Source organism: Tetragenococcus halophilus (assembly GCF_001712815.1).
In the GTDB taxonomy this organism is placed as follows: Bacteria; Bacillota; Bacilli; order Lactobacillales; family Enterococcaceae; genus Tetragenococcus; species Tetragenococcus halophilus.
Genome location: NZ_CP012047.1, coordinates 1,656,640 through 1,671,783, shown reverse-complemented (window position 1 = coordinate 1,671,783; position 15,144 = coordinate 1,656,640). Strand labels below are relative to the sequence as shown.

At 35.5% G+C, this 15,144-nt stretch carries 12 protein-coding genes and 1 other annotated feature; of the genes, 10 read left to right on the top strand and 2 right to left on the bottom strand.

Annotated features, from left to right (window positions below):
* Positions 1-87: 87 nt before the first annotated feature.
* From AC806_RS07910 to AC806_RS07895, 4 genes are all read left to right on the top strand, one after another.
* Positions 88-990, top strand: a complete 903-nt coding sequence (locus tag AC806_RS07910) for a DUF2268 domain-containing putative Zn-dependent protease (RefSeq protein ID WP_061841323.1) — start codon at positions 88-90, stop codon at positions 988-990.
* A gap of 167 nt (positions 991-1,157) precedes the next feature.
* Positions 1,158-1,387, top strand: a binding site (T-box leader).
* Between the two features lie 65 nt (positions 1,388-1,452).
* Positions 1,453-2,283 carry a MetQ/NlpA family ABC transporter substrate-binding protein gene (locus AC806_RS07905; RefSeq protein ID WP_061841324.1) on the top strand — a complete coding sequence of 277 codons (831 nt, stop codon included), beginning with the start codon at positions 1,453-1,455 and terminating at the stop codon, positions 2,281-2,283.
* A gap of 760 nt (positions 2,284-3,043) precedes the next feature.
* A complete protein-coding gene (locus tag AC806_RS07900; RefSeq protein ID WP_061841325.1) occupies positions 3,044-3,913 on the top strand; it encodes an aldo/keto reductase in 870 nt (289 codons plus the stop codon).
* A 29-nt stretch (positions 3,914-3,942) separates the two neighbouring features.
* Positions 3,943-4,317 carry a DUF2255 family protein gene (locus tag AC806_RS07895; RefSeq protein WP_061841326.1) on the top strand — a complete coding sequence of 125 codons (375 nt, stop codon included), beginning with the start codon at positions 3,943-3,945 and terminating at the stop codon, positions 4,315-4,317.
* 76 nt (positions 4,318-4,393) lie between these two features.
* On the opposite strand, the gene AC806_RS07890 is transcribed toward AC806_RS07895, so the two are convergent.
* Positions 4,394-5,545, bottom strand: coding sequence for a hydroxymethylglutaryl-CoA synthase (locus AC806_RS07890; RefSeq protein ID WP_061841327.1), 1,152 nt, complete (start codon positions 5,543-5,545; stop codon positions 4,394-4,396).
* A 179-nt stretch (positions 5,546-5,724) separates the two neighbouring features.
* Between AC806_RS07890 and AC806_RS11745 the strand changes: the two genes are divergently transcribed.
* Positions 5,725-8,151 (top strand): hydroxymethylglutaryl-CoA reductase, degradative, encoded by a 2,427-nt coding sequence (locus AC806_RS11745; RefSeq protein WP_083207577.1) that lies wholly within the window; start codon positions 5,725-5,727, stop codon positions 8,149-8,151.
* A 235-nt stretch (positions 8,152-8,386) separates the two neighbouring features.
* Here the strand turns inward: AC806_RS11745 and AC806_RS07880 are convergent, their stop codons facing one another.
* Complete coding sequence (locus tag AC806_RS07880; RefSeq protein WP_061840642.1) at positions 8,387-9,391, bottom strand: nucleoid-associated protein; 1,005 nt, start codon at positions 9,389-9,391, stop codon at positions 8,387-8,389.
* 200 nt (positions 9,392-9,591) lie between these two features.
* On the opposite strand from AC806_RS07880, the gene AC806_RS07875 reads away from it, so the two are divergent.
* The 5 genes from AC806_RS07875 (at position 9,592) to rpoD (ending at position 15,063) form a co-directional block, all read left to right on the top strand.
* The gene (locus AC806_RS07875) at positions 9,592-10,224 is read left to right on the top strand and encodes a hypothetical protein (RefSeq protein ID WP_014125389.1); all 633 of its coding nucleotides are present in this window, start codon (positions 9,592-9,594) and stop codon (positions 10,222-10,224) included.
* Between the two features lie 200 nt (positions 10,225-10,424).
* Complete coding sequence (locus AC806_RS07870; protein WP_069029118.1) at positions 10,425-11,054, top strand: lysozyme family protein; 630 nt, start codon at positions 10,425-10,427, stop codon at positions 11,052-11,054.
* Positions 11,055-11,082: 28 nt separating this feature from the next.
* On the top strand, positions 11,083-11,928 hold the full coding sequence (locus tag AC806_RS07865) for a DUF368 domain-containing protein (RefSeq protein WP_069029117.1): 846 nt from the start codon (positions 11,083-11,085) through the stop codon (positions 11,926-11,928).
* A 168-nt stretch (positions 11,929-12,096) separates the two neighbouring features.
* Positions 12,097-13,932, top strand: coding sequence for a DNA primase (gene dnaG, locus AC806_RS07860; RefSeq protein WP_061840638.1), 1,836 nt, complete (start codon positions 12,097-12,099; stop codon positions 13,930-13,932).
* A gap of 24 nt (positions 13,933-13,956) precedes the next feature.
* Entirely contained in the window at positions 13,957-15,063 is a 1,107-nt protein-coding gene (rpoD, locus tag AC806_RS07855) for an RNA polymerase sigma factor RpoD (RefSeq protein WP_069029116.1), read from the top strand.
* Positions 15,064-15,144 lie beyond the last annotated feature (81 nt).

The window sequence follows — 15,144 nt, the reverse complement described above, 5'->3', positions numbered from 1 at the left end:
TTTGTCTATTGAGTTTAACGCTGCGTAATACCTTATAGTTTTAGATAAGAAATTCTTATTTATAATCAAAATAAAAAGGTGGTAGCGATGAATTTTTTAGTAGAAGATACGACTAAACAATATGAACAGCTGTTTTCTATGAATAGTGATAGAGATAGACAGGACTACTTTCGATACTCCATGATGAAACCTTTTGAAAAAATGTGGGAAACAATTAATGTTCCGTTAAAGGCGAAAGAATCGAATGGGTATGATGTAATCATGGCGACTCATATGTTGGGTTATCTTGATGTATCGGAGACTGAGACAGGAAAGAAAGCCTTAGAAAAATTAAAAGATATTCAAGCACTTAAGACAGCTTATAATACGTTGGCTGATTGTATCCATTTTATGGAAAAAAACAATTTAAGCATAAATGCGGATGAATTAAGATTTGGCATGTATATTGCGGATCCAAAGAAACTTGAATTACAAAAAGGTTATTGTGGATTCGGTGGTATTCCGGGGTTTATACAAGTGTCTATTTATCCTGATTCTTATAATATTCCTAAAATCCCTGCGGTCATTGCCCATGAGTTTAACCATAATATCCGTTTTTCCTATTTTGATTGGAATCACGGTGATGTAACTGTTGGTGATTATATAATCATAGAAGGATTAGCAGAGTCATTTGCCAAAGAGCTTTATGGAGAAGAGTTTTTAGGGCCTTGGGTCACCTCCTTTGATAAAGAAGATTTAGACTACTCTATTGAAGTAATAAAAGATGCATTAGATGTTAAAGGATTTGCGGAAGTTAGTAGCTATATGTTTGGTGATAAAATTTCAATAGAGCAAGGCTATAAACCTGTAGGATTATCACCGTTTGCTGGTTATGCTGTAGGGTTTCAAGCTGTACAATCTTTTATGAAAGAAAACAATATAGGGATTGCAGAAGCAACCTTGATGGAAACAAAAGAAATAATGAATAACTGTAGATTATTCGGTAAATAAAGACAAGTAAACTAATGGGCAAGAAGCGTTTAGAAGAGAACATGATTTACCAATAGTTAACTTTTGAAAATATAAACTAAAAAATGGCTTATCTTTTACAGCTTCAATCATTTTTCCGGCTCCCCATTGACAACTTCTCTTATTTCCGGTAACATTCAGAAAAATATAAAAATTCTGTGATGAGAAAAGTAGATTTGGAAAACATTTAGAGAGATCTTGTTTGGTGAAAAAGATCTGTTGGAAGAATTGAAAATGGTCTCTGAGAAAAATTGTTGATAGGTAAACAATTTCGGGTTATGTCTACTCGTTAACAAAGGACACCGATAGTAGTAGATTTGTCGGGATAAGAGAAGGAAACTTCTGAACAAAGGTGGTACCGCGATTATTCGTCCTTTTATCAGCATTCAATTGCTGGTAAGAGGGCTTTTTTTATTTTAAAAATTAAAAGAGGAGGCGTTTTTTATGAAAAAAGAATGGAAAAAAATAATCACAGGGTTTTTGGCAATTGCTTCAATGACTTTATTAGGTGCTTGTGGTGCCGGAAATAGTAATGAAGATAGTGAAGATAAAACAGTTAGACTTGGGGTTGTAGGAGAAAATAATGAAGATTGGGAGTATGTACAAGAGGAGCTAAAAGAAAAAGAAGATATCAATTTAGAAATCGTCACTTTTACTGACTATCGTACACCGATTACGGCCTTAGAAGATGGGTCAATCGATCTACATACCTCTTTGACGGAAATTTTTATGGATGAAATCAACGAAGAAGGAGGATTTAGCAATACAACGATTGCTTATACTAACTTAAACCCATTGGGGATTTTTTCCGATAAAATTGAAGACGTAGAAGACTTGGAAGATGAAGCAGAAGTTGCGCTACCTAATGATGTTTCCAATGAAAGTCGTGCTTTATTGCTTTTACAACAAGCGGATTTAATCGAACTAGATGAAGATAAAGGGAATATGCCGACGACAAATGATATCACAGCTAATCCAAAGAACTTGCAATTTGAAGAATTGGACGCGAATCAAACGATTCGTTCGTTGGATGATGTTGATATTGCTTGTGTCAATAATAATGTAGCTGTAGATGCTGGGTATATACCAACTGAAGATGCGATCTTCTTAGAACCAGTGGCAGAGTCGTCTAAACCTTATTATAATGTGATTGCTGCGCGTGAAGACGAGCAAGATAATGAAATATATCAAACAGTTGTAGACTATTATCAAACAGACGAAGTTAAGGAAGTTATTGATGATATGACACAAGGATCAAGTATTCCTGTGTGGTAATTATGGTTTGGACTTATTGAATTTTCAGCTCAATTAGCTCATGATATGGCCGAAAAAAGTCGAGCTGTTATTGCTACATTAGAATAATAAAATAGGGACTGGAAGATAAGAGACATCCTCTTTTAACTTCCGGTCTCTTTTTATCTTTTGTTTCCTGCTTACTTTTCATTCATGATAGCATTTATGAGAAATAAAAGTAAAAGGTAATATTTTAATATTTTGTATGCTTTTTACCTATAGGGGCTATTTTCTATAGGTATTTGCTAACCCTAATAAGCTCATTTATCATGATAATTAATAAGTGATATAGAGGAATTTATACTTTTTTTCTGCTTGACTTAAAGTTCAGGTTAAGTTGTAGGATAAAAGTGTAGTGAGCATTTAAAAATGATGAATAGTTAAACATAAACTATGTAGTTACCTGATAAAAGATACTAAATTAATTTTCTAATGGTGCATAAGTTCGAATAAACTGACATACTTACTAGATACTGATAAAATGGAATTGAAAATTATCTGGTATAAAGAACTGCTGCTACCATTGTTTCAGTTATTGGTCCATAGTTAAATGAAAAGATGACTTTAGTTAAATAAAACAGGAGGCAAAGAATTGAAGATTGTGATAATGGCAAATTCTTTCATTCAGAGGAATGTCTTTAACTATTAAAACTCTATAAAATTCCCTTTAAGGAGGTGACCAGTACTCTTTTTTCAAAATAATTACTAAAAATATTAGGCATTACGAAAGGAGAAACACAGAATGAGCATTTTAACAGAACAATATACTTTATCTAATGGAGTGAAAATTCCGAAAATTGGCTTTGGTACTTGGTTAGTAGACGATGATAAGGTGGTAGAACCGGTAAAGGATGCAATTAATGCAGGTTATCGTCATATCGATACGGCCCAAGCTTATGAAAATGAACATGGTGTAGGCGAAGGGATCCGCAATTCAGGCGTAGCACGTGAAGATATTTTTGTCACAACAAAATTAGCGGCTGAAATTAAGAACCATGATGAAGCTGTAGAAGCCATTAACCAATCACTAGAAAGAATGGGTGTGGATTATATAGATATGATGATTATTCATAGTCCACAACCTTGGAGTGATTTCAAAAATGGCGAACATTACTTTGAAGGCAACTTAGCAGCTTGGCGTGCGATGGAAGAAGCATACAATGATGGCAAGCTTCGTGCGATTGGGGTTTCTAACTTTGACCAAGAAGATGTAGAAAACATTTTAGAAAATGGTAGTGTAAAACCAGTGGTCAATCAAGTTCTTGCACACGTAAGCAATACGCCTTTTAATTTAATCGAATACTGTCAAAAAAATGATATTTTAGTAGAAGCTTATTCTCCAGTTGCTCATGGGGAAATCTTAAATAATCAAGAAGTTAAAGGTATGGCTGAAAAATACAATACAAGTGCAGCGCAATTATGTATTCAATATTGTATACAATTAGGTTTATTGCCTCTACCTAAATCAGAAAATCCGGATCATATTCGCAGTAACGCTGATTTAGATTTTGAAATTTCGGCAGAAGACCTAAACAAACTAAAACAAATAGATCGTATTAAAGATTACGGCGATTCCAGCGGTTTTCCAGTCTTTGAGCAAGACCAAGACTAACTGATTTTTCATTTGAAAGGAGCTTTTTTATGAGTGCTTGGACAAAAGAAGAATTAGATGCCATTTTTAAGGATGATAATCTTTATATATCGATTCCTAATGAAGATGGATCAATGCACAAACCTACCTGGATTTGGATCGCTCAAGCCGGAGAGAATCTATATTGTCGTGGATATGCCGGCACTTCTGCGCGCTGGTATCAATCAGCCAAAAGAGCAGGAGAAGGGCATATTTCGGTAGGCGGTGTAGAAAAAGATGTTCGTTTTGAATTTCCTACAGATAAAGAAACAAACGATCAAGTAGATGAAGGTTATCGTCAAAAATATGAAGGTAGCCCTTATTTACCACCTATGATTAATGAACGCGCTCGACAAGCAACGGTGCGCTTGGTTCCGACTGATTAATTTTCAATTTTATAATTACTAAAAACAGCTTCTTATCAATCAATCTGATAAGAAGCTGTTTTTTTAAAATAAAAGTTTATTCGTTGTAGTGACGGATTGTACCCTTGATTTCACTGATGCTGTAGGGGGTTTTGTCATAAAATTTCTTATCTTCACTTGTATCTAAAGTTTCAGAAAACATTTCTTCATACTGACCGATTGATAATTTTGTTCTTCGTGCTAATTGTTTTTCGTGCAAATATTTCTTTAAATATTTTTGATAGTCTTTGACTAATTTCATACTAAAAAATTCCGCCACCGAACCTGAACCATAACTAAACAGACCGATGCGATCATTTTCTTGTAAGGCCGTACTATTTTCTAATAGAGAGATCAATCCTAGATATAAAGAACCTGTATACATATTTCCTATTTTTTTACTGTAAACTATGCTTTCTTCATAGCGGGAAAGCAGGCGATTTTGTTCATCTTCTGTCCCATTTTTTAGTACCGATTTTAACGCTTTTTTTCCCATTTTTGTATAAGGAATATGAAAAGTAAGTGCAGCATAATCAGAAAAAGAGCTATGGTTTTGTTTTTTGTTTTCCTCCCAGATTTTTTGGAAAGATTGAATATAGGTCTCATTAGATAAGGGGCCATCAACTAAAGGAAAAGTGTAACCGACAGGCCGCCAAAAGTCGTAAATATCTTGAGTTAACATCACATTGTCATCCTCAAAAGTTAAAATTTTTGGTTCAGCACTTACAAGCATTGCGACTGCACCAGCTCCTTGCGTCGGTTCACCACCAGATTTCAAGCCGTATTTTGCTATGTCACTTGCGATAACTAAAATTTTTTTATCAGGATGTAGCGTGACATGTTCTTTAGCAAATTGTAAGCCTGCAGTAGCGCCATAACAAGCTTCTTTAATTTCAAAAGCGCGTGCAAAGGATTGAATACCTAATAAACGGTGCAATATGACTGCCGAAGCTTTAGATTCATCAATACCTGATTCGGTAGCTACGATAATCATATCGATTTGGGTTAAATCAGTAGCTTCTAAAATATTTTGTGCTGCATTAGCTGCAAAAGTGACGATATCTTGTGTTTTGGGAGCTAAGGCCATTTGATCTTGCCCAATACCTATGTGAAATTTAGCAGGATCTACCTTTCGTATATCAGCAAGTTCTGTCATATCGATATAATATGCTGGACTATAAAAACTGATCTTATCAATACCAACGTTCATCTTTGTTTCTCCTTTGTGTTATTTATATAATAATAAATTTAACACACTTTAGATAAATTTAGATAGTTTAGATGTATAATTTAAAGTTTGTTAAAGAATGCTCAGTAGTTTATAAGACTCTAAAAGAACTATTTGTTTTTTTAACAAAGAATGCTATAGTTCATTTTGGAGGTGACGATGTGAAAGATGTTGTAATTATTGATGCTTTGAGAACGCCTGTTGGTAAATACCAAGGATCTTTAAGTCAATTATCAGCTGTAGACCTGGGGGCAGCTGTGTCTAAAAAACTTATAAATAATAACAAAAAAGCGGCTGCTGCAATCAAGCAAGTTATTTTTGGCAATGTGTTACAAGCAGGAAGCGGGCAAAACCCAGCCAGACAAATTACCTTAAATAGTGGATTATCGGAAAGTGTATATGCCTCTACGATTAATGAAGTTTGTGGCTCGGGAATGAAGGCCATTTCGCTAGCTTCACAAGCTATTTTATTAGATGAAGCAGAAGTGGTATTAGCTGGAGGTACTGAAAGTATGAGTCAGGCGCCTTATTTAAGCTATTATAACCAACAAGAAGATACATATTCACAACCTAAACCAGTCATGCTTTCTGATGGTTTAACCGATGTTTTTAGTGGCCAACATATGGGTCTTACTGCTGAAAATGTAGCAGAAAAATTTAATATCACAAGAAAAATGCAGGATGCATTTGCGCTACGTTCACAAGAAAGAGCTGCTAATGCTCAGGAAAAAGGGTATTTTTCTAATGAAATACTGCCTCTTGATATCGCTGGAAAAATGGTAGATAAAGATGAAGGTGTGAGAAAAGACACTTCTCTGGAAAAACTAGCAAAATTAAAAACGGTATTTAAGAAAGAAGGAACAGTAACAGCGGGGAATGCTTCTACGATTAATGATGGAGCGTCAGCTGTACTTCTTGCTTCCAAAAATTTTGCTTTAGCAAATGATCTTTCCTATTTAGCGGTTCTTAAAGATGTGGTGGAAGTAGGCGTCGACCCTAAAGTTATGGGAATTTCTCCTATCAAAGCTATTCGTCAGTTGTTAGAAAAAAATGCATTAGCCATAGAAGATATCGATCTTTTTGAGATCAACGAAGCTTTCGCCTCCTCTTCTATTGCTGTGGAACAAGAATTAGAGATACCTGAAGATAAAGTCAATGTTTGTGGAAGCGGGATTTCTATAGGACATGCGATTGGAGCTAGCGGCGCTCGTATTATTACAACCGCTTGTCACCAGTTAGAACGTGTGGATGGCCGTTACGCTGTGGTGTCGTTATGTGTAGGTGGAGGTCTTGGACTGGCGGCTTTAATTGAACGACCAAAATCTAATAGTTCTCATAAGTTTTATAAACTAACTAGAAAAGAAAGGCTAGATTTCTTAGTCTCTCAGAATAAAATGACTAGTAAAACCGCTGATGAATTAGAAAGAACTATTTTGCCAGAAAGTATTGCGGGCAATTTAACGGAGAATCAAATGAGTGAAATTTCCCTTCCTATGGGTCTGATTCCCTATATGTCTGTTAATCAAAAAGAATATTTTGTTCCTATGGCAACCGAAGAACCCTCGGTAGTAGCGGCTTGTAGCAATGGTGTACAGATGGCTAAAAGCTCAGGTGGTTTTACCGCTGTAATGAAGAAAAAAGAGATCCGTGGACAAATTGTTTTCATGAATGTCACAGATAAAGAGACTGTTATTGAACAAATCAAAAAAAATGAAGCAGAGATTATTTCTACTGCGGAACAATCTTACCCTTCTATCGTGAAACGTGGTGGCGGAGTGAAAAGAGTTGCAGTTCGTGATTTTGCGGAAGATCCCAGTTTTTTAAGTGTTGATTTAATTGTAGATACTCAAGACGCCATGGGAGCAAACATGTTAAACACGATGCTTGAAGCTGTGGCCACGCTTTTTCGCCAATGGTTTTCTGAAGAAATTTTATTTAGTATTTTAAGTAACTACGCTACTGATGCTTTAGTAAGTGCTGAATGTTATATTTCATTTGCTAGCTTAGGAAAAGGCGATGTTGAAAAAGGAGAAAAGATAGCTGAAAAGATTGCTGCTGCTTCAAACTTTGCACAAATTGACCCTTTTCGCGCAGCTACACATAACAAGGGGATTATGAATGGTATCGATGCTGTGGTTCTTGCAACCGGAAATGACACCCGAAGTGTAAATAGCGCTGTTTATGCGTATGCGGCAAAAAATGGAAAATATCAGGGATTAAGCCAGTGGGAGATTGTAGATAATCAACTTAAAGGCAGCATTGAATTGCCACTTGCTGTAGCTACTGCTGGAGGTGCAACGAAAGTTTTACCTAAGGCCCAAGCAGCACTGCAAATATTGGATGTAAATGACGCAAAAGAATTGGCCGAAGTGATTGCTTCTGTTGGATTAGCCCAAAATTTAGCTGCTCTTAAAGCCTTGGTTACTGAAGGCATTCAAAAAGGACACATGGCACTACAAGCGCGCGCTTTAGCATTAAATGTTGGGGCAAAAGACTTTGAAATACAAAAAGTAGCTACCCGACTGAAAAGACAACCGATGAATGAAGAAAATGCGCGGGAGATTCTACAAGAACTAAGAAATAAATAAAAACCGAAAGCATCTGCTTTCGGTTTTTTTGTGAATTGGAGGCACATCGTGAGAGTTGCCACCGATAATTAATAGATTGGAGGCACATCACAAAAGTTGCCACCCGTAATTCGTTATTGAAGAACGAAATAGAAAAGCATTAATCAATAATATGATATTGGTTAACGAAAACGTTATTCAATAAAACGATAAGTTCTCTCTCTAGATGGCCTAACTTTTCATATTTTAAAGAGCACTACATACGGTTAATAATTTCTTCCACGTTTTTTATCGTAACAGAAATCGTTCCATCTGGATTGTTAATAAATTCAATAAGCTCAGTATCTCGATATACATCAAGTGGAACCACCAGCTCAATGCCATTAGAGAGTTTTAGTTTTTGCTTGCCATACTTTTTCTCAGACACTTCACGTACTTCACGCATCATTGGTGTTTGGCTGCTAAGTCCTTGTTCTTCAACTTCTTCTTCAAAAGACATTCTTGCTGTAACATTGTCCTTAAAAACTTGTTCAGCGACTTGTTTTGTATCGATTTGTCCATGTTCTTCGATTGTATCATAAACAGCCTCTTTAACGTCTGCGACTAGATCATAGCTTGGGGTATTGAATTTTTCGCCAATTTCTTCGGCCGTTTTTTTAATCACTTTGACATTGTCTTCTAAAGAAGGGGCAGGTTGGGACTCAATAACTTGATTAGAAAAATAATTCATTTTCTCACCGGAAAAAGTATATTTTTTCTCAATGAGCTCATAAGTTAAATCTGTTAGATTGATCGTGATCCCTTCATCCGCTTTTTGTGTTTTGCCTGCTAATATTGCTCGATTAATAATGAGATCATTTTGAATGCCGTGTTCGTTAGTAGCAACGTAATGCGTATAACCTTCAGTATATTTAACTTTCAAAAAAGCAACGTACATTGTAGTATCAAGTTCATATAACACGATAAAGACATCACTGTCAGGTGCGTCCTCACTTTGTTGATAGCTTTCGTACCAGCGAGTGACAAAAGATTCGCTAAAACTGATGAAATTTTTTTCAGCTTGTTGACTTAATTGCGCAATTTCTGAATCTTCTGCTAAAGTTCCTGTTTTTGTTTGAGAACTTGTTAATTTTTGTATTTTTTTGATTAAATAATCTCGAATGTACTCCGTACTCAAATCTAATTCTACTTGAGAAAAGACAGGGTCGCCTGACTTTCTGTCAATAATATGCATGATCGCTTGTTTTAAATAAATGTCCATAAGTGATGTCTTCCTTTCATTTTCCATTCTATAGTGTACAAAAAAATTATTCGTAAAGAAAGGCAAATAGCTAAAGCAAATTTATTTCTTAGTTATGAAACGGTTTTAATTGAATGTTTTCAAAGTTTTTTCACAAAAATCTCTGTTCAATGTGGTCATTTTTTCTTATAATCAAATAGTATTTTTGAAAGGGGAACATTATGAAAAAGAAAAAATTAGCCAAATTACAACAACAATTTCAACCGTCTTTTAAATCTATACAGTCTAACCTATTTCATAAAATGCAAGAAAAGGTTACTGCTAAGTATGGTTTCAAAGTAAAAGCATTTACGCAAACAGATCGTCCGAATGTATTGATTGTTCGACGCTTAGATTTAGATGAGGATGCGCGAAACAAAGAAATAAATTTATCTTTAGATGAAAATTTCACGAATATGGTTCAACGAATCCAAAACGGAGAAAAAGATTTAGGAGAACTTTTTAGTGATAATTTAGCGCAAGAAGTTGCTAGCCATTGGACTTCTGTTAACGAAACAATTACGCAAAATGATAGTGTTGTAACTGAAAATGAAACAGAAACAAAAGATCAAATGACCTTAAGTGCTTTCGAAGATGAAGTGGCAAGTTACACTAACTTCTATGTAGAAACAACTGACGATCGCTATGAAGTTAAAGAACAAACGAAAACTGAATCTCGCCTTTTAGCAACAATTTCAACGCAAAGTGAAAATGAGTATACAATCGAAACTGCTTTAAAAAGAAAATATAAATTAAAACTAGCACTTATTCCAATTATTGAAGCATTTGCTAATACGCCAATTGAGAATCGTTAATACACTGAAGTTAGGGAGTTTATTACAGAAAAGTGTTATAAATGAATGGCAAAGAAAGTCCAACCAAACAAATGTTAAAGGAATTCAAAGAAAGCTTACTTTTTATTAAAGATTATATTTTTTACGCTTGTTTTATAGACAGTTTTTTCAAGAAATAGTAGGCTAAGTTTTGATCTTAAAAAGGGTTGGATGACAAATTCATGAAAAAAAAGCAGAAGTCGATATTGAAAAAAGTACTATTGTTGATTTCGATAATAATACTTACCCTGGGTGGTTATTATTTCTATAGAAATTATCAAATTTTAAAACAGGTACATCAATATGAAGGTCAAGTCGCAAAAGCGGTACAAAAAGAAAATATTCCACAGCATAAGGATTTAGTACTGGGAATCATTTTTACAGAAACCAAAGGTGAACATGATGATCCTATGCAAAGTTCTGAAAGTAAAAGCGGCTATCCTAATCAAATTGATGAATCACAAGAAAGTATTGAACAAGGCGTGGCTTTTTTAGCAGAAGCGATTGAAAAAGCAGATGCTAAAGGTTGTGATTTGTGGACTGCTGTGCAAGCCTATAATTTTGGTTTAGATTATATTGATTATGTGGCGGAAAATGGGAAGAAACACAGCTTGGAACTTGCAGAACAATATTCAAAAGATACGCTATCACCTCAACTTGGAAATACCTCACAAACAAGATACCGCTATTTAAGTTTACATTCTGTGTTTTACAATGGTGGTTACTTATATCATAACGGAGGGAACTTCTTTTACTCAGAACTGGTAAAAGACAATGAGAAAAAAATAAAACAAACTGACTTTTTATTTTAAAATCAATTAGAAACAGGAGAAAAAGCTAATGAAAAATGAAACTCGGCCAGCGCAATTCGGTACTAAAGACTGGATTTTACGTTTTGTTAAAGGAATGTTTATTGGCTCTGGTTTTATTTTACCAGGTGTTTCTGGTGGTGCTTTAGCCGCAATATTTGGTATTTATGAACGAATTATTGGTTTTTTAGCTCATATTACAAGAAATTTCAAAGAAAGTGTTTTATTTTTTCTTCCCGTTGGTTTAGGTGGACTTACTGGCATATTTATCTTATCATTTGCCGTTAGTTTTTTATTAGGTAGTTATGCAAGTATTATTTTATGGTTTTTTGTTGGTTGCATCGTCGGAACCGTCCCAGCTCTATGGAATGAAGCAGGAAAAAAGGGACGTTCTAAGCGAGAAATTATTATCTTAACCATTAGTTTTATAGCAGCAACTATCTTTTTATGGAAAGGTGCTAGTTTATTTACAGAAGTTCCGCAAAACACATGGACCTGGATGCTTGCAGGGTTTTTGATTGCTTTAGGCGTCATTGTCCCTGGTTTAAGTCCGTCCAACTTTCTTATTTACATGGGAATGTATAAGGCGATGGCGGATGGGTTTAAAATTTTAGACCTTAGCGTCATTATCCCCATTGGAATTGGCGGTATTATCACTGCTTTGAGTTTATCTAAGGTGATTGATTATATTTTTAGCAAAGCTTACCCGCAACTATTCCATTTCATTATGGGAGTGGTCTTTGCTTCAACGATTATGATTATTCCAACTGATTATACGGGCTTTGGCCTTCTTAGTTATAGCGCTTGTGTTGTCATGTTAGTGCTAGGGGTGCTTTTAGGTGCTTGGATGAGTCGTTTAGAAGAGCGGTATAAATAGTAGCAATCAAGCTAGCGCCTGTGAGCAAAAGATTTGTAAACTGTGGAGAATATGATATAATAGTACATGTAGAAAACTGTCTATTTTTTAATCGCACTGATATCATGTTGGTGCGATTTTTTACCGATAGAACAGCTCATCGAGCATTTCTATAGGGGGTGAGTAAACGTGGCGAGAATTCCACAACAAGTGATTGATGACGTCCGTGAAAAAACGAATGTCGTTGATGTTATTGGACAATATGTGCAACTGAAAAAGTCTGGCAGTAAAAATTATTCGGGACTTTGTCCGTTTCATAATGAAAAAACGCCATCGTTTTCTGTTGCTGAGGATAAGCAGTTTTATTACTGTTTTGGTTGCGGTCGTGGTGGCAATGTTTTTTCTTTTATTCAAGAGATTGAAGGTCTTTCTTTTGCTGAATCAGTCATAAAAGTGGCTGAATTAGAAGGGATTGAAGTTGCGGAAAAGTATCAAGATGTTTCAGGTGAAAATGAGGTAAATTCCAAGCAACAACAATTGATTCAAATGCATGAAAAAGCAGCTGAAGTTTATCATCATATGTTGGTGAACACTGCTGCAGGTGAAGCGGCCCTCGATTATTTGCATAAAAGAGGCTTGGATGATCAGTTAATAGAAGAATTTAATATCGGTTTTGCTCCTAATCAACGTGATTTTTTGTCTCGTGTTTTTCAAAATGAGTCATTAAATACAGAGGCTTTTCCTGAAACTGGGTTATTTGTAGAACGTGAAAATGGAGATTTAGCCGATCGTTTTTATCAGCGAATCATGTTTCCTATTCGTAATTATCAAGGGAAGACTGTTGGATTTTCGGGTCGTTTTTTCGCAACGGAAGATTTTGCTGATAAAGAACAACCGAAGTATTTAAATTCGCCTGAAACAACACTGTTTAACAAACGTGAAATTTTATTTAACTTTGATAAGGCACGTAGTAGTATACGTAAAAATGGTACAGTTTACTTGTTTGAAGGATTTATGGACGTGCTTGCAGCTTATCGTTCAGGCGCAACAAACGGCATTGCTTCAATGGGAACTAGTTTAACAAACGAGCAGATTGCTGCAGTGACCCGACTTGCGCAAGAGTTAGTTCTTTGTTATGACGGTGATGAAGCTGGTGTTGCTGCCACAGATCGAGCGATTGGTCATTTACAAGAGTCAAGTCACATTGATCTGTCAGTGATCAGCGTTCCAGAAAAACTTGACCCAGATGAGTATGTAAAAAAATATGGGCAAGAGGCCTTTATGAAGTTACTTGAGCATGGGAAAGAAACTGTATTTTCTTTTAAAATGCGTTATCGACGTATGAATAAAAATATGTCAAACGAAAAAGAACAAGTTGACTATGTTCAAGAATTACTCCATGACTTATTAAATGTAGACTCTTTGATTGAGCAGGACCGCTATTTAACACAATTGTCCACGGAGTTTCAGATTTCTAGAGAAACTTTACAACAGCAGTTACGTGATTTAAGGCAACAACAAAGAAGTAAAAAACAGACACCCAAGCAAGTAGATGTCCCTCCTGTGCAAGAGGCGTCTCAAAGTTCACAAAAAAAGACGCAAGTACAAAAAGCAGAGGAATTATTACTATATCGTTTGTTTAATGATGAAACACTTAATCAGCGTTTTAAACAGGCGCAAGTCACATTTGTTCATGAAATTTATCAAGAGCTATATATGCTTTTTGATGCCTATATAGAAAGTGAAGGTGAATTTGTTCTAGCAAAGTTTTTGGATTTTCTAAAAGATGACAAGCGTTTGCGCAATATTGTTAGTACAATCGCCAGTTTAGATGTGCCAGAAGAAGGAAGTCAACAAGAATTTGAAGACTTACTGACAGTCATACAGTCATCAAGTCTGGTAGAAGAAATTAAAGACAAAAGAATTAGACAGCAAGAAGCTAGTCAAAAGGGTAACCAACAATTAGAATTAGATTTAGCGGTTGAAATTATCAATCTTACTAAAAAGTTAAAGCAAGCCAAGTAGCAGCATCGAAGGAGGACTTCTTTTATGGCAGAAGAAACAAAAGTTAAATACGAAACAGCGGTTAAGGATTTTATTAAGCAAAACAAAACAAAGGGACAAGTCGTTTATGATGAATTATCTAATGCTTTAGCTACTCCTTATTCATTGGGCGCTGAAGGTATGGATAAACTGATTCAACAAGTAGAAGATGCAGGAATCAGTGTGGTAGACGAAAACGGTGAACCTTCATTACGAAGCTTAAAAACTACTGAAAAAGTGGAAAAAGAAAAACCTAGAGATGATCTATCAGCTCCTACAGGTGTAAAAATTAATGACCCTGTTCGTATGTACTTGAAAGAAATTGGTCGTGTTTCATTATTAACAGCTGAAGAAGAAGTTGATCTAGCCTTAAAAATCGAAGAGGGCGATCAAGAAGCAAAACAACGCTTAGCAGAAGCCAACCTTCGTTTAGTTGTTAGTATTGCAAAACGTTATGTAGGACGTGGCATGCAATTTCTTGATTTGATACAAGAAGGTAACATGGGCCTGATGAAGGCTGTAGAAAAATTTGATTATCGTAAGGGATTTAAATTTTCAACCTATGCGACTTGGTGGATTCGTCAAGCGATTACACGGGCAATCGCCGATCAAGCAAGAACTATTCGTATTCCAGTTCATATGGTAGAAACAATCAATAAATTGATCCGTATTCAACGTCAATTATTACAAGACTTAGGTCGTGAACCAACACCAGAAGAAATTGGCGCGGAAATGGACTTGCCAACGGAAAAAGTTCGAGAAATACTAAAAATTGCGCAAGAACCAGTTTCCTTGGAAACACCCATTGGTGAAGAAGATGATTCTCACTTGGGAGATTTCATCGAAGACCAAGAAGCGACAAGTCCTTCTGATCATGCGGCATATGAGTTGTTAAAAGAACAGTTGGAAGACGTTTTGGACACGCTAACCGACCGAGAAGAAAATGTTTTGCGCTTGCGTTTTGGTATTGATGATGGGCGTACACGTACATTAGAAGAAGTAGGCAGAGTATTTGGCGTGACACGCGAAAGAATTCGTCAAATCGAAGCAAAAGCTTTACGTAAATTACGTCATCCATCTCGTTCAAAACAGTTGAAAGATTTTCTAGAATAATAAGTAAAGACTTTTAAAGGCTTGTTAGGCTTTTAAAAGTCTTTTTTTTATAAAAATAGAGAACTTATTGGCGGCAATATC